Genomic DNA, 21,378 nt, shown 5'->3' with positions numbered 1-21,378 from the left:
CAGACCCGACGGGCCTGTTCGGCGGCATTACCGATATAGCCGGCCGGAGTCAGCTGGCGCAGCTCGGCCTTGGCGGCCTCGGGGATTTCCAGGCCGTCGATGAAGTCCTGCAAGGCGCTGGCGCTGATGCCCTTGCCGCGGGTCAATTCCTTGAGCTTCTCGTAGGGGTTGGCCACGCCATAGCGGCGCATCACGGTCTGCACCGGCTCGGCCAGGACTTCCCAGCAGGCGTCCAGGTCTTCGGCGATCCGCGCGGCGTTGAGTTCCAGCTTGCCGATGCCCTTGAGGGTGGCTTCGTAGGCAATCACGCCGTGGGCCAGGCCGGTGCCCAGGTTGCGCAGCACCGTGGAGTCGGTCAGGTCGCGCTGCCAGCGGGAGATCGGCAGCTTGCTGGCCAGGTGCTGGAGGATGGCGTTGGCGATACCCAGGTTGCCTTCGGAGTTCTCGAAGTCGATGGGGTTGACCTTGTGCGGCATGGTCGAGGAGCCGATCTCGCCGGCCACGGTCTTCTGCTTGAAGTAGCCGAGGGAGATGTAGCCCCAGATGTCCCGGTCGAAATCGATCAGGATGGTGTTGAAGCGGGCGATGGCATCGAACAGCTCGGCGATGTAGTCGTGCGGCTCGATCTGGGTGGTGTAGGGATTCAGGGTCAGGCCGAGGTCGTCTTCGATGAAGGTACGCGCATTGGCTTCCCAGTCGACGTCGGGGTAGGCGGACAGGTGGGCGTTGTAGTTGCCCACGGCGCCGTTGATCTTGCCCAGCGGGCGGATGGCGGCGATCTGCTCGATCTGGCGTTCCAGGCGATAGACCACGTTGGCCAGTTCCTTGCCCAGGCTGGTAGGGGAGGCGGGCTGGCCGTGGGTCCGCGACAGCATGGGCACGTCGGCGAAGCGATGGGCCAGCACGCGGATCTCGCCGGCGATCTGGCGCATCAGCGGCAGCAGCACCTGGTCACGGCCTTCGCGCAGCATCAGGGCGTGGGACAGGTTGTTGATGTCCTCGGAGGTGCAGGCGAAGTGGATGAATTCGCTCACCGCAGCCAGTTCCGGCAGGTTGGCGACCTCTTCCTTGAGCAGGTACTCGATGGCCTTGACGTCGTGGTTGGTGGTGCGCTCGATGTCCTTTACCCGCTGCGCCTGCTCGACGCTGAACGCAGTGGCCAGCTTGTCCAGCAGGGCATTGGCTTCGGCGGAGAAGGGCGCGACTTCGGGAATGCCCGCGTGGGCGGCCAGGCGCTGCAGCCAGCGGACCTCGACCTGGGCGCGGAAACGGATCAGGCCGAATTCGCTGAAGATGGGGCGCAGGGCGGCGGTCTTGCCGGCGTAACGGCCGTCGATGGGCGATACGGCGGTGAGCGAGGAGAGCTGCATGGGCATTCTCTTGGTAGCGGGGGAGAAAGGGGCCGAATTCTACACGCAAAGGCCGGGGCTGTAGTACCGCCGCCGGCCTGGGATCAGCCGTTGCGCAGGGGGTAGAGGTTATCGAGCAGCTTGCGACGATTGAGCACCAGCTGCCAGCGATGGCCGCCGAGCTGGCGCCAGAGGCGCGCCGAGCGAATCCCGGCCAGCAGCAGGGCGCGTACCCGCGAGGCGGTGGCGGATTGCTGCAGGTAGCGCATCTCGCCGTGCACCTGGATGCGCTGCTTGAAGGTGCTCAGGGTGTCCTCGTAGAGACCACCGCAGGCGGCGATGACGTTCTCGTGGGCCACACCGAAGTGTTCCACCTGGGACTGGATCTGGGTGAGGCGCCGGCCGATGAGGTCGAGCAGGTCGCCGCGCTTCTCCAGCTTGCGTTCCAGGGCGGTCATCGCCAGGGCATAGCGCAGGGGCTCCCGCTGCAGGCTGTTGGGATTGCGCTCCAGGGTGCTGGAAAGGGCGCCCAGGCCCTCGCGCAGCGGCACTACGCTGCCGCCGTAGACGTCCAGGGTGCTGCCCGGATCCCGGACCAGCAGGCTGCCGAGCAGGCAGGCCAGGGGTTCTTCGGGCACCTGGCCGGTGCGCGCCAACTGGTCCACCAGCACAGCGGCCTGGAAGACGCCGCCCAGGGCGATGAGTTGTTCCTGGGTGCGATTCATGCGGCGGGCGCCTCGGCGCAGGCAGGTTGATAGTGTTCGATCACGCCACCGCCCAGGCAGACATCGCCGTCATAGAAGACCACCGATTGACCCGGGGTCACGGCGCGTTGGGGCTCGTCGAAGACCACCCGGTAGCCGCTGCCCTGGCGTTCGATCCGGCAGGGCTGGTCCTGCTGGCGATAGCGGACCTTGGCGGTGAGACGGCGCGGCTGGGTGAGGTCCAGGCCATTGACCCAGAACATCTCGCTGACGGTCAGGGCCTCGGCGAACAGCCAGGGGTGGGCGTTGCCCTGACCGACGATCAGCACGTTGCGGGTCAGGTCCTTGCTCAGCACGTACCAGGGATCGTCACCGGCATCCTTCATGCCGCCGATGCCCAGGCCCTGGCGCTGCCCAATGGTGTGGTACATCAGGCCGTGGTGGCGGCCGATGACCTCGCCGGTGGTGGTCTCGATGTCACCCGGCTGGGCCGGCAGGTACTGCTTGAGGAAGTCGCTGAAGCGGCGTTCGCCGATGAAGCAGATGCCGGTGGAGTCCTTCTTGCGCGCGGTGGCCAGGCCATGCAGCTCGGCGATGGCGCGGACCTCGGGCTTTTCCAGTTCGCCCACCGGGAAGAGGGTGCGCGCCAGTTGCTCGCCGCCCACGGCGTGGAGGAAGTAGCTCTGGTCCTTGTTGGCGTCGAGGCCCTTGAGCAGCAGGGTCTGGCCGTCGACGTCGCGACGGCGCACATAGTGACCGGTGGCGATCAAGTCGGCGCCCAGGGCCAGGGCGTAGTCGAGGAAGGCCTTGAACTTGATCTCGCGGTTGCAGAGGATGTCCGGATTCGGCGTGCGACCGGCCTTGTATTCGGCGAGGAAGTGCTCGAAGACGTGATCCCAGTACTCGGCGGCGAAGTTGGCCGTGTGCAGCGTGATGCCGATGCGGTCGCAGACCGCCTGGGCGTCGGCCAGGTCTTCCTTGGCGGTGCAGTACTCGGTGCCGTCATCCTCGTCCCAGTTCTTCATGAACAGGCCCTCGACCTGATAGCCCTGCTCCTTGAGCAAGAGGGCCGAGACCGAGGAATCCACTCCGCCGGACATGCCGACGATGACGCGGGTGCCGTTCACTTCAAAAACCTCTCATATCTACGATCATCGACAGGGGGTAGCGGTGTCCGTCCAGGTATTTCTCGATGGCGTCCAGGACCAGGGGGCTGCGCAGCCGTGCCTGTTCGGCGCGGATCTCGTCGAGAGTCAGCCACACCGCGCGGGTGATGTCGGCGTCCAGGGCGCGCCCGGGCTCGTGGGCCAGGGGGCGGGCATGGAAGGCGGTGCGGTAGTAGGTGACGCCATTGCCCGGCGCGACATAGAGGCCGATGCCGATCACGCCCTGGATCTCCACCTGCCAGGCGGTTTCTTCCAGGGTCTCGCGGCGTGCCGCCTCGATCAGGCTCTCGCCCGGCTCCAGGTGGCCGGCCGGCTGGTTGAGCACCAGGCGACCCTGCTTCTCTTCTTCCACCAGCAGGAAGCGACCGGCGTCTTCCACTACGGTGGCCACGGTGACGTGGGCGTGCCAATCCATCTCGGACTCCGCTATCGGTAATCGCGCAGTATACGCCTTAAGTTTTGTCCGTCCCAAATGCAGCGAACCCCGGCCAGGGCCAGGGTTCGCTGTAATCACCCATTCAGGCTGCGGACGCAGCCCTCAGGTTCAGCCCTTGAGCTGTTCCAGGGCGGCGTTGAGCGTGGCGCTCGGACGCATGGCCTGGCGGGTCTTGGCCTGGTCGGGGTGGTAGTAGCCACCGATGTCCACGGCCTGGCCCTGGACGCCGTTCAACTCGGCGACCACCTTGGCTTCGTCGGCGGTCAGCGACTTGGCCACCGGCTCGAACTGGGCCTTGAGCTGGGTGTCGTCGCTCTGCTCGGCCAGAGCCTGGATCCAGTACAGCGCCAGGTAGAAGTGGCTGCCGCGGTTGTCCAGTTCACCGGCCTTGCGCGACGGCGACTTGTTGCTGTCGAGGAACTGGCCGTTGGCCTGGTCCAGGGTCTTGGCCAGGATCTTGGCCTTGGCGTTACCGGTGGTCTCGCCCAGGTGGTTGAGGGATTCGGCCAGGGCCAGGAACTCGCCCAGGGAATCCCAGCGCAGATGGTTTTCCTGCACGAACTGCTGGACGTGCTTGGGTGCGGAGCCGCCGGCACCGGTCTCGAACAGGCCGCCGCCGTTCATCAGCGGGACGATGGACAGCATCTTGGCGCTGGTGCCCAGTTCCATGATGGGGAAGAGGTCGGTCAGGTAGTCGCGCAGGACGTTGCCGGTCACCGAGATGGTGTCCTCGCCCTTGCGGATGCGCTCCAGGGACACGCGGGTGGCTTCCTCGGGCGCCAGGACGCGGATGTCCAGACCGTTGGTGTCGTGATCCTTGAGGTAGCGCTCGACCTTGGCGATGACCTGGGCGTCGTGGGCGCGGTTCTGGTCCAGCCAGAAGATCGCCGGAGTGCCGCTGGCGCGGGCACGGTTGACGGCCAGCTTTACCCAGTCCTGAATCGGCGCGTCCTTGGTCTGGCACATGCGCCAGATGTCACCGGCCTCGACCGAGTGCTCGAAGACCACCTTGCCCTGGTCGTCGGTCACGCGCACGGTACCGTCGGTGGGGATCTGGAAGGTCTTGTCGTGGGAGCCGTATTCCTCGGCCTTCTGCGCCATCAGGCCAACGTTGGGTACGCTGCCCATGGTGCTGGGATTGAAGGCGCCGTTCTGCTTGCAGTCCTCGATCACCACCTGGTAGACACCGGCATAGCAGCGGTCGGGGATGATGGCCTTGGTGTCCTGCAGGTTGCCTTCGGCGTTCCACATCTTGCCGGAGTCACGAATCATGGCCGGCATGGAGGCGTCGACGATGACGTCGCTCGGCACATGCAGGTTGGTGATGCCCTTGTCGGAGTTGACCATGGCCAGTGCCGGGCGCTGGGCGTACTGGGCGTCGAAGTCGGCCTTGATGGCGGCCTGGGTGGCTTCCGGCAGGCTGGACAGACGGGCATAGAGGTCGCCGATGCCGTTGTTGCGATCGAAGCCGGCTTCTTTCAGGGCGGCTTCGTGCTTGGCCAGCACGTCCTTGTAGAACTCGCCGACGATGATGCCGAACATGATGGGGTCGGAGACCTTCATCATGGTGGCCTTCAAGTGCACGGAGAACAGCACGCCCTGGGCCTTGGCGTCTTCGATCTGGGCGGCGATGAAGCTCTGCAGGGCCTTGCGGCTCATGGTCGAGGCATCGACGATCTCGCCGGCCTTGACCGCGGTCTTCTCTTTGAGGACCTTGCTGCTGCCGTCCTTGCCGATCAGTTCGATCTTCAGGCTGCCGGCGTTCTCGACGGTGGCCGAGCGCTCGCTGCCATAGAAGTCATGGGCGTCCATATGGGCGACGTGGGACTTGGAGTCGGCACTCCAGGCGCCCATGCGATGGGGGTGCTTGCGGGCGTAGTTCTTGACCGACAGCGGCGCGCGGCGGTCGGAGTTGCCTTCGCGCAGGACCGGGTTCACGGCGCTGCCCTTGACCTTGTCGTAGCGCGCCTTGACGTCCTTTTCCTTGTCGTCCTTGGGCTCGTCCGGATAGTCCGGCAGGGCGTAACCCTGACCCTGCAATTCCTTGATCGCGGCTTTGAGCTGCGGCACCGAGGCGCTGATGTTGGGCAGCTTGATGATGTTGGCTTCGGGAGTGGTGGCCAGTTCGCCGAGTTCGGCGAGGTGGTCGGAGATGCGCTGCTCTTCCTTCAGGTACTCGGGGAAGAGCGCGATGATGCGGCCGGCAAGGGAAATGTCACGGGTTTCGAGGGCGACGCCGGAGGAGGCGGTGATGGCCTCGACGATGGGGAGCAGCGAATAGGTCGCCAGGGCGGGCGCTTCGTCGGTCAGGGTGTAGATGATCTTCGACGTGGTGGACATGTCTTGCTTTAACTCCTCTTTATCACAGCTGTGGCGCGAAGCCGGGCGAGCGAGGATCGACCCTTGAGTCGATAGACGCCCCAAGAAGGCGTTATCGGACCGCGCGACAGGCGCGGCGGCGATGGACGTGCGATGCGACAAAGCGTCGCTGCGGAAGTTGCAGGATCGGCCGATACAGCCAGCGGAACCGGCAGGGCCTGCAGCGACCCGTCAGTCGGCGGAGTATACCAGCGCGGCGCCTGGCGTGCATTCGTGCCACTGCAGCTTGCCTGTGTGGGGAAGTCGCCGACCCGGAAGGGCCGTCGAACTTGGGCAAGTTCGTCGCGGTGTCAGGTCAATGAGCTTGACCAATCGACGACTGGCGCTGCACGGAAGTTGCTTAAGGGACTAAACTATTGCCCCTCTAAATTTCACGAGGTCGTTATGAAAACCAAGGACAATGCGTCCAAGAGTCGTTCCTGGGCTATCGTCGGGCTGGAAACGCTCGTCATCGTCGCCCTGTCGCTGTACGTCGCCTTTGGCGCCGGGCTGTTCATCAAGCACCACTGCTGGGACACCCTGACCCCGCAACAGCAAGACCAGATTCTCGAGCAGATGAGCCGCAGTGCTCAGGAAAACACCCTGCTCACCTGATTCGCTTTCGCTCGAATCCCTTCTTCTCAAACAATAAGAATCCTTCCTTTTTCTCCCGCGCACCGCCTAGGTGTCGAGGTGGCTTCGTCACGTCTAGAGCTCTAGCAGACCAGGTGTTTGCCTGGACTCACGGGGACGGTGGGGGTTGCCTTTGGCAGCACCCTGGGCGAGGACATCGCCACGGGGCGGGCGCGCCGCGCCAGGCGCAGCATGGCCCAGAGTATGGCCAGCGACAGGGCTAGCCAGCCAAGTATCAGAAGAAGGATGTAGGTCGCAGGAGTCATTGACGTTCACCGTACGGCTGTCTCGGAAAGGTGTCTTTGCTGGGACACATTTCTCTAGACTCGTCAATAGCTATCCTGTTCAGGCTTTCCCGACGAGGGGTCCAACCGGGCACCGCTCGCGCGGAGCCCGGTGGATGGGGATCACAGGAACAGGTGCGCCAGCCAGAACAAGCCGGCGGAGAGGGCCATGGAGGCCGGCAGGGTCAGGACCCAGGCCATGAGGATGTTGCGCACCGTGCTGCCCTGCAGGCCGCTGCGGTTGGCGACCATGGTGCCGGCCACGCCCGAGGACAGCACGTGGGTGGTGGAGACGGGCAGGGCGAAGACGTTGGCCATGCCGATGGCCGCCACCGCCGTCACCTGGGCGCTGACGCCTTGGGCATAGGTCATGCCCTGGCGGCCGATCTTCTCGCCCACGGTGAGCACCACGCGACGCCAGCCGACCATGGTGCCGATGCCCAGGGCCAGGGCGACGGCGATGATGACCCAGAAGGGGGCGTATTCGGTGGTGCTGGTGAGGTCCTTGCGTAGGCGGCTGAGATCGTCGCGATCGCGCGCGGTCAGCACCGGCAGCTTGCTCACCTTCTTGGCGGTGTCGTCCAGGCATAGCAGGTAGCGGCGCACCTGCTGGCGATGGTCGTCGCTCATGGCACGGTAGTCGGTGACGCCTTCCAGGTCGGCCAGCAGCGCCTGCAGCGTTGGTACGGTCATGTGCGGGGCGCAGCGGAATTCCTGAGGCAGGTCGCGATTGCCGGGTACTTCGGCGAGGAAGTCCTTGAGGTTGTCGCCCTGGCGCTCATAGAACTGGCCCAGGTGGATGGCGGCGTCACGGGTCCGTTCGATCTGGTAGGTGGTGCTGTCCAGATCCAGCACGAATTTGGCCGGGACGATACCGATGAGCACCAGCATGATCAGGCCGATGCCTTTCTGGCCGTCGTTGGATCCATGCACGAAACTCATGCCCATGGCCGAGAGGACCAGCATCAGGCGATTCCAGAAGGGTGGGTGCTTCTTGGCATCCAGTTCGCGGCGCTGTTCCGGGGTCTTGTGCATCTTCGACAGCGGTCGCCAGCGCTTGAGCGCGAGCAGCAGCAGACCGGCGACGGCGAAGCCGGCCAGTGGCGAGAAGATCAGCGACAGGCCGATGTCGATCGCCTTCTGCCAGTTCACCCCTTCGCTCACCGGGATACCGGTCAACAGGGCGTTGGTCACGCCGACGCCAAGGATGGAGCCGATCAGGGTGTGGGAGCTGGAGGCGGGGATACCGAAGTACCAGGTGCCCAGGTTCCAGGTGATGGCGGCGGCGAGCAGCGAAAACACCATGGCCAGGCCGTGGCCGGTGTTGACGTTGATCAGCAGCTCCACCGGCAAGAGGTGGACGATGGCGTAGGCGACGCCGACGCCACCGAGCAGCACGCCGAGGAAGTTGAAGATGCCGGAAAAGAACACCGCGAGGTGCGGGGGCATCGCCTTGGTGTAGATCACCGTGGCGACGGCGTTGGCGGTGTCGTGAAAGCCGTTGATGAATTCAAAGGCCAGCACAAAGGCCAGGGCCAAGACGAGGCTGATGGCGACCCAGGCGTGGAGTCCGCTGAAAAGTTCGAACATGGGGATACGTCGACAGTTGGCAGGCGCGAATTATGGCAGAAAAATGACTGCCGCCATCGGCACCTTGAATGGGAGGGAAAAATTAAGGCTTGTCTGAACAGCAGCCGAGCGAAGGTCAGGCAAGGCGAAAATCAGCGAGGAAGCGGAGTTTACGAGGGGTAAATGAGCATTCCGGGATGATTTTCAACGCAGTATGGCCGAGCGCAGGCGCTTTTCCGACAAGCCTAGTCGCCGCGGTAGATGCAACCACAGGTGCAGGTCTCATGGACGCGAACCTGGCTGAGTTCGGGGAGCAGGGGCTTGAGCTGTTGCCAGATCCAGCGCGCGAGCACTTCGCTGGTAGGGTTCTCGAGACCCGGGATGTCGTTCAGATAATGGTGGTCGAGACGCTCGTACAGGGGTTTGAAGGCGGCCTTGATATCGGCGAAATCCCGGACCCAGCCGGTATGGGGATCGACAGCACCTTCGATGTGCAGGCCTACCTTGAAGGAATGCCCATGGAGACGTCCGCACTTGTGGCCTGCCGGAACATTGGGCAGGAAGTGCGCGGCTTCGAAAATGAATTCTTTGAAAATTTCCACGATAACCACTCGCGTTGGGCCACGGGGTGTGGCGGCTGCGGGGCGGCAGTCTATCAGCTCGACACCGCCTTGCCGAACCTCGCGGTCGCCGACCAGGGGCGGCGGTCTAACCCGGCATCGACCAGGGCTCCAGCAGGTAGCCGTCGCGTGCCAGCTCCAAGCGAGTCTGCTCGATCAGGGCGGCGAGGTGGCCGGCATGGCTGTATTGACTGCGCGCGACATGGGCGATCGAGGCCAGTACCCGGGCGCCGTCGGTCACCTCAAGGGAAAAGCTGGCGTCGCTGGGATCTTCGCGGACGTCGCCGCGCAGGGGCAGAAAGGCCTTTTCGACGATGTGGACGGCACGGGCGAGATCGATGGACATGGGCGGACTCCTCGGCAAGTGGCTTTCAATAGAGGGCCAGGGTCAGGAGAAATTCGGATTTGCCTTCACCGGCGGGCTTAGGCAGTCTCCCGGTCTTTGTCTGGACGATTCCCCATGCGCAGCAGCAATCCTCGTACCTTCTGGGCTCTGGTCGGCCTGGCCGCCGCCTTTGGTCTCGCCGGCCTGATCGGCAATCGAGTGGGCTGGGAGCGGTTGGAGATCGGCTATCGAACGGTACCGTCGCCCAGCGGGCTGGACATCGGCGTGGCCGGTCAGGTCATCACCGGCCTGCCGTCCCTGTGCATCGCTCTGGCGCTGGTCACCGTGGTGACGGCGCTGATCATCCGGGGTGGGCGCCGCTTTCGTTCGCGGCTGCCCCTGCCGGTGACGGCGGGCATTCTCTGGGTGCTGCTGGCGGGCCTGCTGGTGCTTTTCTATCCCAGCACCCTGGCGTTCCAGTGGGAGAATCATCGCAGCGCGGCGGAGATCGACTTCTATGTCCTGCAGGATCGCCCCGGTCCCTTCCAGGGCACGGCGCAAAAGAGCCAGCGACTGACCTACTACCGCGACTGCGGCGATACCGGGCAGGCGGCCTGCCCGGTGTTCGAGTGCGTGGTGGAGCGGCGCAGCTGGCTGGGTGGCCTGCAGAAGATCGAAGGCTTCTACCCAGGCCTGGACCAGGAACGTCAACTGGAGCTGCTGCGTACCCGTTGCCTGCCCGGCACGCCGTGACCGACGAAACCGCCGGTCTGGTGACGCCATAGGCGGGCATAGAGGCCATTGTAGGCGATCAGTTCGTCGTGGGAACCCATCTCGACGATCTGGCCACGTTCCATGACCACCAGGCGGTCCATGCGCGAGATGGTCGACAGCCGGTGGGCGATGGCGATCACCGTCTTGCCTTCCATCAAGGTTTCCAGGCTTTCCTGGATCGCGGCCTCCACCTCGGAGTCGAGGGCGGAGGTGGCTTCGTCCAGCAGCAGGATGGGCGCGTCCTTGAGCAGGGTGCGGGCGATGGCGATGCGCTGGCGCTGACCGCCGGAAAGCTTGACGCCGCGTTCACCCACCTGCGCATCCAGCCCGGTACGACCATGGGCGTCGGTGATGCGGGCGATGAAGTCGTCGGCCTTGGCCTTGCGCAGAGCGGCGTGCAGTTCTTCATCAGTGGCCTCGGGACGGCCGTAGAGCAGGTTCTCGCGGATCGAACGGTGCAGCAGCGAGGTGTCCTGGGTGACCACGCCGATCTGGCATCTCAGGCTTTCCTGGGTGACATGGGCGATGTCCTGGCCGTCGACCAGGATGCGACCGCCTTCCAGGTCATAGAGGCGCAGCAGCACGTTGATCAGCGTGGACTTGCCGGCGCCCGAGGGGCCGACGAGGCCAATCTTCTCGCCCGGGGCCACGTCCAGGGTCAGGCCTTCGATGATGCCGGCGCCCTTGCCGTAGTGGAAGGCGATGTCCTCGAACAGCACCGCGCCACGGGTCACCTGCAGCGGCTTGGCGTCCGGGGCGTCGCCGACCTGGCGCGGCTTGGCGATGGTGCTCATGCCGTCCTGCACCATGCCGATGTTCTCGAAGATGCCGTTGACCACCCACATGATCCAGCCGGACATGCTGTTGATGCGGATCACCAGGCCGGTGGCCAGAGCGATGGCGCCGACGCTGATGACGCCCTGGTGCCAGAGCCAGAGGGCCAGGCCCGTGGTGCCAGCAATGAGGAAGCCGCTGAGGATGGCGATGGTCACGCCCATGGCGGTGATCAGGCGGGCGGCGCTCTCGGCTTTCTCGGTCTGCTCTTCCATGGCCTGGCGGGCGTATTGCTCCTCCTGGGCCGAGTGGGAAAAGAGCTTGAGGGTGGAGATGTTGGTGTAGCCGTCGACGATGCGCCCGGAAAGCTGCGAGCGGGATTCCGAGGCGATGGCCGAGCGCTCCTTGGTCTGGGGCACGAAATACCAGAGGGCGATGACGTAGCCGATGATCCAGAGGACCAGCGGGACCATCAGCCAGACGTCGGCCTGGGCGAACAGGATCAGCGAGGTGACGGCGAAGATCAGCACGTGCCAGATGGCGTCCACTGCCTGCACCGCCGAATCGCGCAGGGAGACGCCGGTCTGCATGATGCGGTTGGAGATGCGCCCGGCGAAGTCGCTGTGGAAGAAGCCCAGGCTCTGCTTGAGCACGTAGCGATGGTTCTGCCAGCGGATCAGGGTGGTGAGGCTGGGGGTGATGGTCTGATGCACCAGCAGATCGTGCAGGCTGATGAACAAGGGGCGGATGACCAGGGTGACCACCGCCATCCAGATCAGGGTGCCGCCGTGCTCCTGGAAGAACACCGTGCTGTTGGGCGCGCTGCCCGCCAGGTCGACCAGTTGGCCGATGAAATTGAAGAGGGCGACCTCGATGAGGGCGCCGATCAGGCCGACCACCAACAGCAGGGCGAAGGCCGGCCAGGCTTGCTTGAGGAAGTGGAGATAGAAGGCGCCGACCCCAGTGGGCGGCATTTCATCGGGGGCTTCCCGGAACGCATCGATGATGCGTTCGAAGCGGCGAAAGATCATGCGGGGTCCTTGTAGAGAGGAGACAGCGTATCGCGTCGCCGGAAGGGGGACCTCGCCGTTGGGACTGGATGACCGACGCGCGGCATCCAGCCGGACGGGTCGGCTTACAGCCGTTTGGCAGCGAGAATCATGACCGGTTCACGGGGAATGTCGCGCAGCATGCCCTGGCGGGTGGTCTGGACGCCGGCGATCTGGTCGACGACTTCCATGCCGCGCACGACCTTGCCGAATACGGCGTAGCCGAAGTCGCGCGAACCGTGGTCGAGGAAGGCATTGTTCTCGACGTTGATGAAGAATTGACTGGTGGCGGAGTTGACGTCCGAGGTGCGCGCCATGGCCAGGGTGCCGCGCAGATTCTTCAGGCCGTTGTCGGCTTCGTTCTTGATCGGGGCCTTGGTGCGCTTCTCCTGCATGTCGCGGGTGTAGCCGCCGCCCTGGATCATGAAGCCGGGGATGACGCGGTGGAACAGGGTGCCCTTGTAGAAGCCGCTGTCGACATAGCCCAGGAAGTTCTCGGTGCTGACCGGCGCCTTGGCCGCATCCAGTTCGACCTCGATGTCACCCTTGTTGGTGCTGATGAGCACGTGCGGATTGTCCGCGGCCCAGGCGGTGGAGGCGACGAACAGGGCGCAGGCGGCAAGCAGGGCTTTGAACATGATGGATCCTTGAGTGGCGGAGACGACTGGCGAACGATAGCAACCCGGCTGGCACCCCGCCACGGTCAGCGTGGCAGGGCATGTTTGCGCAACAGGTTCATGAGGATCTGCGAGGCTGGGCCCAGCTCGTGCTGGCGCGTCTTGTAGAGCTGGAAGGGATGGAAGCGCTGGGCGCCCTGTTCCAGCGCCAGCGGCTTGAGCAGGCCAGCGTCGAGATCGGTCTGGATGGCGTCCCGGGGCAGCCAGGCGAAGCCCAGGCCGTCACGCAGGAAGGTGGCGGCGGTACTGATGCTGCCTACCGTCCAGCGCTGTTCGGCGGCCAGCCAGCCGGCATCCCGCGGCTGGGCGCGGCCACTGTCGCGGATGACGATCTGCAGCTGCTCTTCCAGATCGGCGGTCACCAGGGTGCGCTGCAATTGATGCAGCGGATGCTCGGGATGGGCGACAGCGACGAACTCGACATTGCCCAGGGAGGCGCCCAGGTGGGCCGCGATCACCAGGCCGGTGATCGCCAGGTCCGCCGAGCCGTCGAGCAGGGCCTCCTCCACCCCGGACAGGACCTCTTCGCGCAGCCGTACCCGGCAGCCACGACTCTGCGGCATGAATTCGCGCAGGCACAGCAGCAGGGGGCGAGTGGGATAGGCGGCATCCACCACCAGCCGCACCTCGGACTCCCAGCCCTGCTCCATGTGATAGGCCAGTTCCTCCAACTGGCTGGCCTGCTGTACCAGGCGCCGCGAACGGCGCAAGAGCACGGCGCCGGCATCGGTCAGCACGGCGCGGCGGCCCTCCAGGCGCAGCAGCGGCACGCCGAGCTGCTCCTGCATGCGGGCGACGGTATAGCTGACCGACGACTGGGAGCGATGCAGCACCTCGGCGGCCTGGGCATAGCCGCCGTGATCCACCACAGCCTGCAGGGTCCGCCACTGATCGAGGGAAACGCGAGGAGTCTTCATCGAGCGCTCTGGGGCCACGAAAGGGCGCATGTTAGTGCCTGCGGGGGTGATGGGAAAACGCGGCGGCCATCACGGCCTGAAAAAATGTCGGACGCCGGGTCAAATGTCCCGTCGGCGCTGCCCTCCAAGCCAGCCGATGAGTGTCCCCCTCTAGGCAAGACAAGGAGTCTCCATGTCGTCATTCAAGGCGTTGCTGGGTTGTTGTCTGGTCATCGCGCCGCTGCTGGTCCAGGCCGAGGAATCCGCCGCGGCGGCCGTCGAGTCCATCGATATCGACGGCATGAACATCAGCCGGACCCTCGACTGCGAAGGGCGAGACGTGTCCCTGTCCGGCGAGGGCAATACCCTGACGTTGAAAGGTCAGTGCGGCACCGTGACCGTCTACGGCAGTCATCATCGGCTGGTGCTCGACGGCGCCCAGGTGCTGAACATCCATGGCCTGGGCAGCGTCACCACGGTCAGGGGCGCGGTGGCCAGTCTGAGCATCGGCGGTGGCTATCAGCAGGTGCAGGCCAAGGTACGCGGCAGCGACGGCATCGCCAAGGTCGATGCCTATGGCTACGGCGCCAAGGCACGGCTGACCCTGCTTAGCCAGGCCGACATCGCCGTGGGCGGTTCCAATCAGCAGGTCTACTGGTCTCGCGCGGCCGGCGTGGCCGAGCCCAAGACCCTGGTCTCGGGCGCCGATAACGTGCTGCAGGCCAATCAGTCGGTGGCGGCGCTTACCGGTGCCGAACCCTCGGGCCTGAACGCCACCCGCTAGACTGCGATAAGCCGGGGGTTTCCCTCCGGGAACGGGCGCGTTAAGGTCGCGCACCTTTTTCGTGCGTCGCCGCCATGCCCTACCTTCTGCTCGTCACCCTTATCTGGGCGTTTTCCTTCAGCCTGATCGGCGAGTACCTCGCCGGTCGGGTCGACAGCGATTTCGCCGTGCTGGTCCGCGTGGCCATCGCCTTCGTGCTGTTCCTGCCCTTCACCCGCTGGCGCGGAGTGCCGGGGCGCTTCGCCCTGGGGCTGATGGCGGCAGGCGCCCTGCAATTCGGCATCACCTATCTGTGCCTGTATCGCAGCTTCGCCGTGCTGACGGTGCCGGAGGTGCTGCTGTTCACCGTGCTCACGCCGATCTATGTGACCCTGCTCGACGATGCCTGGCAGCGCCGCTTCCGCCTCTGGTCGCTGCTGGCCGCCGTGGTGGCGGTTGGGGGCGCGGCGCTGATCCGCTTCCAGCCGCTGACCGGTGACTACCTGCTGGGCTTTCTCTTGCTGCAAGTGGCCAACCTGACCTTCGCCGCCGGCCAGGTGCTGTGCAAGCACCTGGGGCACGCCTATGCCGGGCAGGGTGCGCTGCATCGCTACTTCGGGCTGTTCTTTCTCGGCGCCCTGCTGGTGGCGGCGCTGTCCTTTCTGTTGTTCGGCAATCCGGCGCGGCTGCCCAGCACGGGCCTGCAATGGGGCGTGCTGGTGTGGATGGGCGTCTTCGCCACGGCGCTCGGTCTCTACTGGTGGACGCTGGGCTCGCTGCGGGTCAATGGCGGCACCCTGGCGATCATGAACGAGGCCCACGTGCCGGCGGGTCTGCTGGTCAGCCTGCTGATCTGGCAGCACCCAGCCGATCTGCCTAGGCTGTTGCTGGGCGGCGGCATCATCCTGCTGTCGCTGTTCATCAACCGTCAGGGGCGTCAGTCATGAACGTGCTGTCCGGCAAGGGCCTGGGCCTTTCGGTGCTGTCGTCGGTGCTGTTCGCGCTGATGCCGGTGTACTTCGTCTGGCTGGCGCCGCTGGACGGCCTGCAGGTGGTGGCCCTGCGGGTGGTCTGGTCGCTGCCGATGGTGCTCCTGCTGGTGGTGGTCCTGCGTGAGGGCAAGGCCTTGCTGGCCACGCTCAAGCGGCTGGTGCGCGAGCCCCGGCTGTGTCTGGCCATCCCGGCGGCGGCGCTGCTGATGGGCATCCAGTGGTGGGTGTTCGTCTGGGCGACCATGAATGGCGAGGCCATGGCGATGTCGCTGGGCTATTTCCTGCTGCCCCTGGCCATCGTGCTGACCGGGCGGCTGGTCTATGGCGAGCGCCTGCGACCGCTGCAGCGCCTGGCGGTGGGCTGTGCGCTGCTGGGGGTGATCAACGAGGTCTGGGTGACCGGAGCGCTGTCCTGGGTCAGCCTGCTGCCGGTGCTGGGCTATCCGCCGTATTTCGTCCTGCGCCGCTGGATGGCGGTGGATGCGCTGTCCGGCTTCGTCCTGGAGATGTGCTGCCTGCTGCCCTTCGCGCTGCTTGCCTTGCACTGGTTTTCGCCCAGCCTGATCCTGCAGCAGACACCCTGGCTGTGGGCGCTGCTGCCGGGGCTGGGTCTGCTCAGTGCTATCGCCTTCGCCGCCATGCTGGCGTCGAGTCGCATGCTGCCGCTGAGTCTGTTCGGCATCCTCAGCTATGTGGAGCCGGCGCTGCTGGTCTTCGTCGCCCTCTATGTGCTGGGCGAACAGCTGCCGGAGGGCGCCATCTGGACCTATGGTCCCATCTGGCTGGCGGTGGCCTGGGTCTGCCTGGACAGTGCGCGCCTGCTGCGCAAGCAACTCAGGCGCGCACCGGCTGCGCCCTAGAGCACCAGGGTCGGGCATTCACCTGCGGCGAAAAAGAACTCGTCGCAGTTGGGCAGGGTGCCGGCGCGATCGACGATGAGGAATTCGTCCTCGTCGCGCAGGGCCAGCACCGGGTGGTGCCAGACCCCGGCGTGGTAGTTGATGCCCTGGCGGCCATCGGTGCGAAAGACGCGGATGGCGCCGGCATCCGGCTGCGCCGCGGGCGGTGCCACCACCACCAGAAAGGGTTCGCCGCGTAGCGGGACGAAGGCCTGGCTGCCGTGGGGATGGCGTTCGAGCATGGTGATGGTCAGCGGATAGTCCAGGCGCCGGGCGCGAAAGATGCTGATGATCGCCGCGCCGTCCGCCGGCCCTGTCTCGATCCGCGCCAGGGCGTGGTATCTCTGGGTCGAGCCATTGTTGATGGGAAACCAGTCCCGGCCCGCCGTCTCGATGACCTCGCCGAAGGGCGTGAAGCCCTCGGCGGTCAGCGGCTCGATGCGCAGTGGCCGGCTCATGCCTGGCCCCGGGCGACCTTGCCGAATAGCCGCAGGCGGCTGACACCGCCGTCGGGGAAGATGTTCAGGCGCACGTGGGTGATGGGGCCGAGGTCGCGCACCTGCTCGCGGAAGCTGTGCTCCTGGTGCATCTGCAGCTTTTGCGGCGGCAGCAGCTCCTTCCAGAACAGGCTCTGGGTCTCGATCTGGCCGTCGGTACCGCCGCGCACATAGGCGCCCTGGATCTGGCAGCTGTCCGGATAGTTGCCCTTGAAGTGCAGGGTGTCCACCAGGATTTCCTCCACGATGCCGGCATGGCCCAGGGCGATGATCACCCAGTCGTTGCCAGGCGTGCGGCGGCGCGCGGTTTCCCAGCCGTCGGCCATGCTATCGGCGCGACCCGGATTGAGGATGTTGCTCATGCGGCCGTAGTGCTCATCGTTGCAGGCCAGGGCGCGTCCGCCGTTGAGGGCGGCGGCTAGGTCCAGCACCTCGTCTTCGGCCTGGGTCGACCAGTCGCGATGGGGAATGCCGTAGACCCGCAGGCGGGCCACGCCGCCATCGGGATAGATGTTCAGCCGCAGGTGGGTCCAGGGGCGGTCATCGGCGATGGCATGGTAGTGGTGGCTATTGCCCTGCATCTCGATGGCCGGCAGCACTTCGGTCCAGGCAGCGTCTTCGGCCGGATCGCCCTCGGCACAGAAGCAGGCTTCCAGGGAGGCGGAGGGCGGGTAGTTGCCGGTGAACCAGCGGGTGTCGATGTCGACGCCCTTGATCGAGCCCGGTACGCCCAGGCGGATCACCGCATGGTCGTAGCCTTCGAACCTCTTGCGCCGCGATTCCCAGCCGTCCATCCACTTGCCATTGTCGTCATAGACGCCTTCCTTCCACTCCGGCTCATGGGGCTGGAGCATGCGGTCGGCGGCGGCGAACCAGTCGTCGGTGACGCTGATGACGCGGGTGCCGAGGCGGGCATCGGCGAGGTTGAGGTACTTTTCGAAGGGCGCGGCGTAGGTGCGTTTCATGGGCGGACTCTTGTGCGGAAGGGGTCAGAGGGTCTGCAAGCGGAAGAGGGCGATGCGGTCGATCTCGGCCAGGGCGCGCTGGAATTCCTGCTCTGGGGTGTTGGGCAGGCGCTCCTCGAAGGCCGCAAGGATCAGGTGCCGGTTGCTGCCCTTCACCGCCATGATGAAGGGGAAGCCGAATTTGGCGCGGTAGGCCTCGTTGTGGCGGGTGAAGCGGGCCAGCTCGTCCGGGGTACATTGATCGAGGCCGGCACCGGCCTGTTCGCCACTGCTGGCGGCGGTCAGCTCGCCAGCCAAGGCCGCGCGTCCGGCAAGGTCCGGGTGCGCCTGGATCAACGCCAATTGCTCGGCCTGGCTGGCCCGGGCGACCTGCGCGGCGAGACGCTGATGCAGGGTGTCGACGCTATCCGGCAGCGGCTGGCCCTCGTCGAAGGCACGCTCGGCGACCCAGGCGGAGTGTTCGTAGATGCCGCCGAAGGCCGCGACGAAGGCGGCGCGATCCAGCTGGCTGGGCGTGACGGTCTGGAAGGCGCTCATGCCGGCGGATGCTCAAGGTGCCAGTGGCGAGCAATGTCCACCCGGCGGGCGAACCAGACCCGTTCGTGGCTCAGGGCGTACTCCAGGAAACGCTTGAGGCCCACCAGGCGACCGGGGCGGCCGATCAGGCGGCAGTGCAGGCCGATGGAGAGCATCTTGGGCGCGGTGGCACCTTCTTCGTAGAGGGTGTCGAAGGCGTCCTTGAGGTATTGGAAGAATTGCTCGGCAGTGTGGAAGCCCTGGACCTGGGTGAATCTCATGTCGTTGGTGTCCAGGGTGTAGGGGATCACCAGGTGCGGCTTGCCGGTCGGGTTATTGGGTTCCCAGTAGGGCAGGTCGTCATCGTAGGTGTCGCTGTCGTAGAGAAAGCCGCCTTCCTCCATCACCAGGCGCCGAGTGTTGGGCCCGGTACGCCCGGTGTACCAGCCCAGCGGGCGTTCACCGGTCAGCTCGGTGAGGATCTCGATGGCGCGCTGCAGATGGGCGCGCTCCTCGGCTTCGTCCAGGTACTGGTAGTCGATCCAGCGATAGCCGTGGCTGCAGATCTCGTGGCCGGCCTGGACCATGGCGCGGATGACCTCGGGGTGGCGCTCGGCGGCCATGGCCACGGCAAAGACGGTCAGCGGCACCTGGTGTTTGGCGAACAGCTCCAGGATGCGCCAGACGCCGGCGCGGCTGCCGTATTCGTAGAGGGACTCCATCGACATGTTGCGCACCCCTTGCAGGGGCTGCGCGGCGACCATCTCGGACAGGAAGGCCTCGGACTCCTTGTCGCCGTGCAGGATGTTGCGTTCGCCGCCCTCTTCGTAGTTCAGCACGAAGGACAGGGCGATGCGGGCATCACCCGGCCAGCGGGGGTGGGGCGGCTGAGCGCCATAGCCGATCAGATCGCGGGGATAGGTCATGGAAGGGGCATCCTGGCAGTCGAGATGTTTTGTATACAATGTTTGGAGACCTTTGCCGAGTCCCAGCAAGAATCCTGCCTAACTGGTCTGACCGGTCTGAAGACTTTCCCACGCTGGAGGGCAGCGGTCCCGCGGATCGGGCCAGGGCTGGGCTGTATACAATCGGCAGGTGAAAAGCTGCTAGGCTGGCGCACCCCTCTGCAGGAGCTTTCCCATGTCCACTCCATCCGCTGGCGGTTACCTGACGACCCATGTGCTGGACACTACCGGTGGCCGCCCAGGTGCGGATATCGCTGTCCGGCTGTACCGGCTGGAGGGGGCGGCGCGGCAGGCGCTGGGTGAGATGCGGACCAATGCCGATGGTCGCAGCGACACGCCGCTGTTGCAGGGCGAGCACTTCACAGCGGGGGTCTACGAACTGGAGTTCGACGTGGGCGATTACTACCGGCGGCGCGATGTGGCGCTGGAGGAACCGGCCTTTCTCGATACCGTGGTCTTGCGCTTCAGCCTCGCCGACGAGGGAGCGCATTACCATGTGCCGCTGTTGGTCTCGCCCTACAGCTATTCGACCTATCGCGGCAGCTAGGTAAGATTGCGCCGCCGCGGTGCGCTTTTGCCCGGGCCGGCACCAGGGTAGGGCGCGGGTCCAGCGGCGCTAGTGGATGGTCGGTTCGGTGTTCGATCGCGCGGTGGCGAGCAGCGGTCGATCCGGCACGGCACTGCCGGGCCAGGTCTGGGCGATGCGTTCCAGCACCACCTGGGCCAGCATGCTGTGGGTACGGCTGGCGAAATGACCGCGGGCACCGAAGATATAGGCCTGATCGGCGCCCGGTTCGACGTAGCTGTCCGGATCGCAGAACTCGCGACCGGGCAGGCAGGCATCACCTTCGGCATGGGTGAAGCCGTAGTTGCCGTAGTGGGCGAAGACCTCTTCCATCACCCGATAGGCATCCACCAGCAGCAGACGATCACTGGCTGGCAAGTTGGCCTGCAGGGTGTCGTTGTAGAGGCGCACCAGCTCGTGGTTACGCTCGGCCAGGGCGGGTGTCCAGGGTTCGAGATAGGGCGCCTTACCATAGTCGGTGTTGTTGAGCACCACCAGGCGCTGGGCACCCAGACTCAGCAAATGGCGCAGCAGCTTGACCTCGTTCAGGGCCGTATGGCGGATCCGCGTCGCGACCTGCTCGCGGATCGCCGGGGGCAGGGGGGCGTCGGCCATCAGCGCGGCCTTGAGCGTCTTGTCATAGAAGGGGCCGATGATGTCGTTGCCGCCGATCTGCACCAGGACCAGATCCTGCTGGCGGAAGCGGCCATGCTGCATCTCGAAGTTGCGGATCTGCTGGGAAAAGGCCAGCGGCGCTTCGTTGTGATCGAAGCCCGGCTCGGTGAAGCTCCCGGTCACGGCGCCGCCCTCGGCGTAGCAAAGACCATCGGGATCGCTCGGTCCCTCCTGGCCATAGCCTTCCACCTGCCGATTGGGGCCCAACTCGATACCGTAGGCGTCGGCGATTTCCTGAGGGTAGGTACGCCCTGGGTTGGTGGCATAGATATGGCCGAAGGTGCCGCAGTCCATCAGGCTGTCGCCAAAGGCTATGACCCGCTGGATACCGCGCGCCTCGGCGATGGGCTCAGGGCTAGGTACGAGGGCGAGCAGCGCGGCGACACCTGCGAGTGCGGTCGCCAATCCCCAGTGCTTGCCCATCCTCTACCTCCCGGCAGCGTCCAGCGCCTGCGCTGCCCATAGCTATTTCTTTTGCAACCTTCATACCGGGAAGAGCGAAGAACGCCGCTCAGAGTTCCCGGCGCCCAGACCAGCCGAGACGGCAGGCGACGACCAGCACGACGCCGGGCAGCGTCTGCTGGTGCCGCCCGCCACTGAGCTAGTCGGGCTTTGCCACGGGATCGGAGGATTGCGCCAGGATGGCTGCCATCAGACCGGGGAAACGCTGATCCAGGTCTTCGCGGCGCAGCTGGTTCATGTGCGTGGTGCCGGCGTTGCGGGTATGCACCAGTCCGGCATCGCGCAGGACGCGGAAGTGATGCGACATGCTGGACTTGGGGCGGCCACCATCGAGTTCGCCACAGGTGGCCTCGGTGACCCGTGCCAGATAACGGACGATATCCAGACGCACCGGATCGCTGAGCGCATGGAATAGACGCTCGAGGGAGAATTCGTCAGGACTGGGATGTTTGAAAGGGCGCATGA

At 65.4% G+C, this 21,378-nt stretch carries 23 protein-coding genes; 6 read left to right on the top strand and 17 right to left on the bottom strand.

The genetic code is table 11. The features are described 5' to 3' along the window. From purB to C722_RS0115885, 5 genes are all read right to left on the bottom strand, one after another. Positions 1-1,370: adenylosuccinate lyase (gene purB, locus C722_RS0115905; RefSeq protein ID WP_017641462.1), on the bottom strand; the 1,370-nt coding region annotated here is incomplete at its 3' end. An 83-nt stretch (positions 1,371-1,453) separates the two neighbouring features. Continuing rightward, positions 1,454-2,074 carry a high frequency lysogenization protein HflD gene (gene hflD, locus C722_RS0115900; RefSeq protein ID WP_017641461.1) on the bottom strand — a complete coding sequence of 207 codons (621 nt, stop codon included), beginning with the start codon at positions 2,072-2,074 and terminating at the stop codon, positions 1,454-1,456. Next, positions 2,071-3,180, bottom strand: coding sequence for a tRNA 2-thiouridine(34) synthase MnmA (gene mnmA / locus C722_RS0115895; RefSeq protein ID WP_017641460.1), 1,110 nt, complete (start codon positions 3,178-3,180; stop codon positions 2,071-2,073). The genes hflD and mnmA overlap by 4 nt, the downstream gene beginning before the upstream one ends. A gap of 1 nt (position 3,181) precedes the next feature. Continuing rightward, entirely contained in the window at positions 3,182-3,634 is a 453-nt protein-coding gene (locus tag C722_RS0115890; RefSeq protein WP_017641459.1) for an NUDIX hydrolase, read from the bottom strand. A gap of 129 nt (positions 3,635-3,763) precedes the next feature. Beyond that, a complete protein-coding gene (locus tag C722_RS0115885) occupies positions 3,764-5,995 on the bottom strand; it encodes an NADP-dependent isocitrate dehydrogenase (RefSeq protein ID WP_017641458.1) in 2,232 nt (743 codons plus the stop codon). 423 nt (positions 5,996-6,418) lie between these two features. Here C722_RS0115885 and C722_RS0115880 point away from each other — a divergent pair, with 423 nt between their 5' ends. Beyond that, entirely contained in the window at positions 6,419-6,628 is a 210-nt protein-coding gene (locus C722_RS0115880) for a hypothetical protein (protein WP_007158876.1), read from the top strand. A 425-nt stretch (positions 6,629-7,053) separates the two neighbouring features. Here the strand turns inward: C722_RS0115880 and C722_RS0115875 are convergent, their stop codons facing one another. From C722_RS0115875 to C722_RS0115865, 3 genes are all read right to left on the bottom strand, one after another. Next, positions 7,054-8,520, bottom strand: a complete 1,467-nt coding sequence (locus C722_RS0115875; protein ID WP_017641457.1) for an inorganic phosphate transporter — start codon at positions 8,518-8,520, stop codon at positions 7,054-7,056. A gap of 224 nt (positions 8,521-8,744) precedes the next feature. Beyond that, on the bottom strand, positions 8,745-9,101 hold the full coding sequence (queD, locus tag C722_RS0115870) for a 6-carboxytetrahydropterin synthase QueD (protein ID WP_017641456.1): 357 nt from the start codon (positions 9,099-9,101) through the stop codon (positions 8,745-8,747). Positions 9,102-9,207: 106 nt separating this feature from the next. Continuing rightward, a complete protein-coding gene (locus tag C722_RS0115865; protein ID WP_017641455.1) occupies positions 9,208-9,465 on the bottom strand; it encodes a hypothetical protein in 258 nt (85 codons plus the stop codon). A 114-nt stretch (positions 9,466-9,579) separates the two neighbouring features. Between C722_RS0115865 and C722_RS0115860 the strand changes: the two genes are divergently transcribed. Beyond that, entirely contained in the window at positions 9,580-10,197 is a 618-nt protein-coding gene (locus C722_RS0115860) for a hypothetical protein (protein ID WP_017641454.1), read from the top strand. Here the strand turns inward: C722_RS0115860 and C722_RS0115855 are convergent. From C722_RS0115855 to C722_RS0115845, 3 genes are all read right to left on the bottom strand, one after another. Continuing rightward, the gene (locus C722_RS0115855) at positions 10,152-12,023 is read right to left on the bottom strand and encodes an ABC transporter ATP-binding protein (RefSeq protein ID WP_017641453.1); all 1,872 of its coding nucleotides are present in this window, start codon (positions 12,021-12,023) and stop codon (positions 10,152-10,154) included. The genes C722_RS0115860 and C722_RS0115855 overlap by 46 nt on opposite strands. A gap of 104 nt (positions 12,024-12,127) precedes the next feature. Continuing rightward, the gene (locus C722_RS0115850) at positions 12,128-12,682 is read right to left on the bottom strand and encodes a peptidylprolyl isomerase (protein WP_026083888.1); all 555 of its coding nucleotides are present in this window, start codon (positions 12,680-12,682) and stop codon (positions 12,128-12,130) included. A gap of 62 nt (positions 12,683-12,744) precedes the next feature. Further along, on the bottom strand, positions 12,745-13,635 hold the full coding sequence (locus C722_RS0115845) for a LysR family transcriptional regulator (RefSeq protein WP_017641451.1): 891 nt from the start codon (positions 13,633-13,635) through the stop codon (positions 12,745-12,747). A gap of 172 nt (positions 13,636-13,807) precedes the next feature. On the opposite strand from C722_RS0115845, the gene C722_RS0115840 reads away from it, so the two are divergent. From C722_RS0115840 to rarD, 3 genes are all read left to right on the top strand, one after another. Next, on the top strand, positions 13,808-14,398 hold the full coding sequence (locus tag C722_RS0115840; protein WP_017641450.1) for a DUF3060 domain-containing protein: 591 nt from the start codon (positions 13,808-13,810) through the stop codon (positions 14,396-14,398). A gap of 74 nt (positions 14,399-14,472) precedes the next feature. Continuing rightward, complete coding sequence (locus tag C722_RS0115835) at positions 14,473-15,324, top strand: EamA family transporter (protein ID WP_017641449.1); 852 nt, start codon at positions 14,473-14,475, stop codon at positions 15,322-15,324. After that, positions 15,321-16,229: an EamA family transporter RarD gene (gene rarD, locus C722_RS0115830; RefSeq protein ID WP_017641448.1), complete on the top strand. Its 909-nt coding sequence runs from the start codon at positions 15,321-15,323 to the stop codon at positions 16,227-16,229. The genes C722_RS0115835 and rarD overlap by 4 nt, the downstream gene beginning before the upstream one ends. Here the strand turns inward: rarD and C722_RS0115825 are convergent. From C722_RS0115825 to puuE, 4 genes are read right to left on the bottom strand one after another with little or no spacing between them, the layout of a single operon-like run. Beyond that, complete coding sequence (locus tag C722_RS0115825) at positions 16,226-16,726, bottom strand: ureidoglycolate lyase (RefSeq protein WP_017641447.1); 501 nt, start codon at positions 16,724-16,726, stop codon at positions 16,226-16,228. The genes rarD and C722_RS0115825 overlap by 4 nt on opposite strands. Next, on the bottom strand, positions 16,723-17,730 hold the full coding sequence (gene alc / locus C722_RS0115820; RefSeq protein WP_017641446.1) for an allantoicase: 1,008 nt from the start codon (positions 17,728-17,730) through the stop codon (positions 16,723-16,725). The genes C722_RS0115825 and alc overlap by 4 nt, the downstream gene beginning before the upstream one ends. A gap of 24 nt (positions 17,731-17,754) precedes the next feature. Next, a complete protein-coding gene (uraD, locus tag C722_RS0115815) occupies positions 17,755-18,267 on the bottom strand; it encodes a 2-oxo-4-hydroxy-4-carboxy-5-ureidoimidazoline decarboxylase (protein WP_017641445.1) in 513 nt (170 codons plus the stop codon). After that, positions 18,264-19,172 carry an allantoinase PuuE gene (puuE, locus tag C722_RS0115810; RefSeq protein WP_017641444.1) on the bottom strand — a complete coding sequence of 303 codons (909 nt, stop codon included), beginning with the start codon at positions 19,170-19,172 and terminating at the stop codon, positions 18,264-18,266. The genes uraD and puuE overlap by 4 nt, the downstream gene beginning before the upstream one ends. Before the next feature lie 214 nt (positions 19,173-19,386). Here puuE and uraH point away from each other — a divergent pair, with 214 nt between their 5' ends. Next, positions 19,387-19,758 carry a hydroxyisourate hydrolase gene (gene uraH, locus C722_RS0115805; protein ID WP_017641443.1) on the top strand — a complete coding sequence of 124 codons (372 nt, stop codon included), beginning with the start codon at positions 19,387-19,389 and terminating at the stop codon, positions 19,756-19,758. A 69-nt stretch (positions 19,759-19,827) separates the two neighbouring features. On the opposite strand, the gene C722_RS0115800 is transcribed toward uraH, so the two are convergent. Next, entirely contained in the window at positions 19,828-20,874 is a 1,047-nt protein-coding gene (locus tag C722_RS0115800; protein ID WP_017641442.1) for an SGNH/GDSL hydrolase family protein, read from the bottom strand. Positions 20,875-21,052: 178 nt separating this feature from the next. Beyond that, positions 21,053-21,376 carry a helix-turn-helix transcriptional regulator gene (locus tag C722_RS0115795; RefSeq protein WP_017641441.1) on the bottom strand — a complete coding sequence of 108 codons (324 nt, stop codon included), beginning with the start codon at positions 21,374-21,376 and terminating at the stop codon, positions 21,053-21,055. Positions 21,377-21,378 lie beyond the last annotated feature (2 nt).

Origin of the sequence: Pseudomonas sp. 313, from assembly GCF_000316965.1 — a bacterium.
Classification (GTDB): Bacteria; Pseudomonadota; Gammaproteobacteria; order Pseudomonadales; family Pseudomonadaceae; genus Chryseomonas; species Chryseomonas benzopyrenica.
This window is presented reverse-complemented; position numbering and strand designations above follow the sequence as displayed.

What these genes read in the sequence shown, in the direction of transcription:
- hflD (WP_017641461.1), bottom strand. Translation starts at nt 2,074, where the DNA reads ATGAATCGCACCCAGGAACAACTCATCGCCCTGGGCGGCGTCTTCCAG.
- C722_RS0115890 (WP_017641459.1), bottom strand. Translation starts at nt 3,634, where the DNA reads ATGGATTGGCACGCCCACGTCACCGTGGCCACCGTAGTGGAAGACGCC.
- C722_RS0115885 (WP_017641458.1), bottom strand. Translation starts at nt 5,995, where the DNA reads ATGTCCACCACGTCGAAGATCATCTACACCCTGACCGACGAAGCGCCC.
- C722_RS0115880 (WP_007158876.1), top strand. Translation starts at nt 6,419, where the DNA reads ATGAAAACCAAGGACAATGCGTCCAAGAGTCGTTCCTGGGCTATCGTC.
- C722_RS0115875 (WP_017641457.1), bottom strand. Translation starts at nt 8,520, where the DNA reads ATGTTCGAACTTTTCAGCGGACTCCACGCCTGGGTCGCCATCAGCCTC.
- C722_RS0115865 (WP_017641455.1), bottom strand. Translation starts at nt 9,465, where the DNA reads ATGTCCATCGATCTCGCCCGTGCCGTCCACATCGTCGAAAAGGCCTTT.
- C722_RS0115860 (WP_017641454.1), top strand. Translation starts at nt 9,580, where the DNA reads ATGCGCAGCAGCAATCCTCGTACCTTCTGGGCTCTGGTCGGCCTGGCC.
- C722_RS0115855 (WP_017641453.1), bottom strand. Translation starts at nt 12,023, where the DNA reads ATGATCTTTCGCCGCTTCGAACGCATCATCGATGCGTTCCGGGAAGCC.
- C722_RS0115845 (WP_017641451.1), bottom strand. Translation starts at nt 13,635, where the DNA reads ATGAAGACTCCTCGCGTTTCCCTCGATCAGTGGCGGACCCTGCAGGCT.
- C722_RS0115840 (WP_017641450.1), top strand. Translation starts at nt 13,808, where the DNA reads ATGTCGTCATTCAAGGCGTTGCTGGGTTGTTGTCTGGTCATCGCGCCG.
- C722_RS0115835 (WP_017641449.1), top strand. Translation starts at nt 14,473, where the DNA reads ATGCCCTACCTTCTGCTCGTCACCCTTATCTGGGCGTTTTCCTTCAGC.
- rarD (WP_017641448.1), top strand. Translation starts at nt 15,321, where the DNA reads ATGAACGTGCTGTCCGGCAAGGGCCTGGGCCTTTCGGTGCTGTCGTCG.
- C722_RS0115825 (WP_017641447.1), bottom strand. Translation starts at nt 16,726, where the DNA reads ATGAGCCGGCCACTGCGCATCGAGCCGCTGACCGCCGAGGGCTTCACG.
- alc (WP_017641446.1), bottom strand. Translation starts at nt 17,730, where the DNA reads ATGAAACGCACCTACGCCGCGCCCTTCGAAAAGTACCTCAACCTCGCC.
- uraD (WP_017641445.1), bottom strand. Translation starts at nt 18,267, where the DNA reads ATGAGCGCCTTCCAGACCGTCACGCCCAGCCAGCTGGATCGCGCCGCC.
- puuE (WP_017641444.1), bottom strand. Translation starts at nt 19,172, where the DNA reads ATGACCTATCCCCGCGATCTGATCGGCTATGGCGCTCAGCCGCCCCAC.
- uraH (WP_017641443.1), top strand. Translation starts at nt 19,387, where the DNA reads ATGTCCACTCCATCCGCTGGCGGTTACCTGACGACCCATGTGCTGGAC.
- C722_RS0115800 (WP_017641442.1), bottom strand. Translation starts at nt 20,874, where the DNA reads ATGGGCAAGCACTGGGGATTGGCGACCGCACTCGCAGGTGTCGCCGCG.
- C722_RS0115795 (WP_017641441.1), bottom strand. Translation starts at nt 21,376, where the DNA reads ATGCGCCCTTTCAAACATCCCAGTCCTGACGAATTCTCCCTCGAGCGT.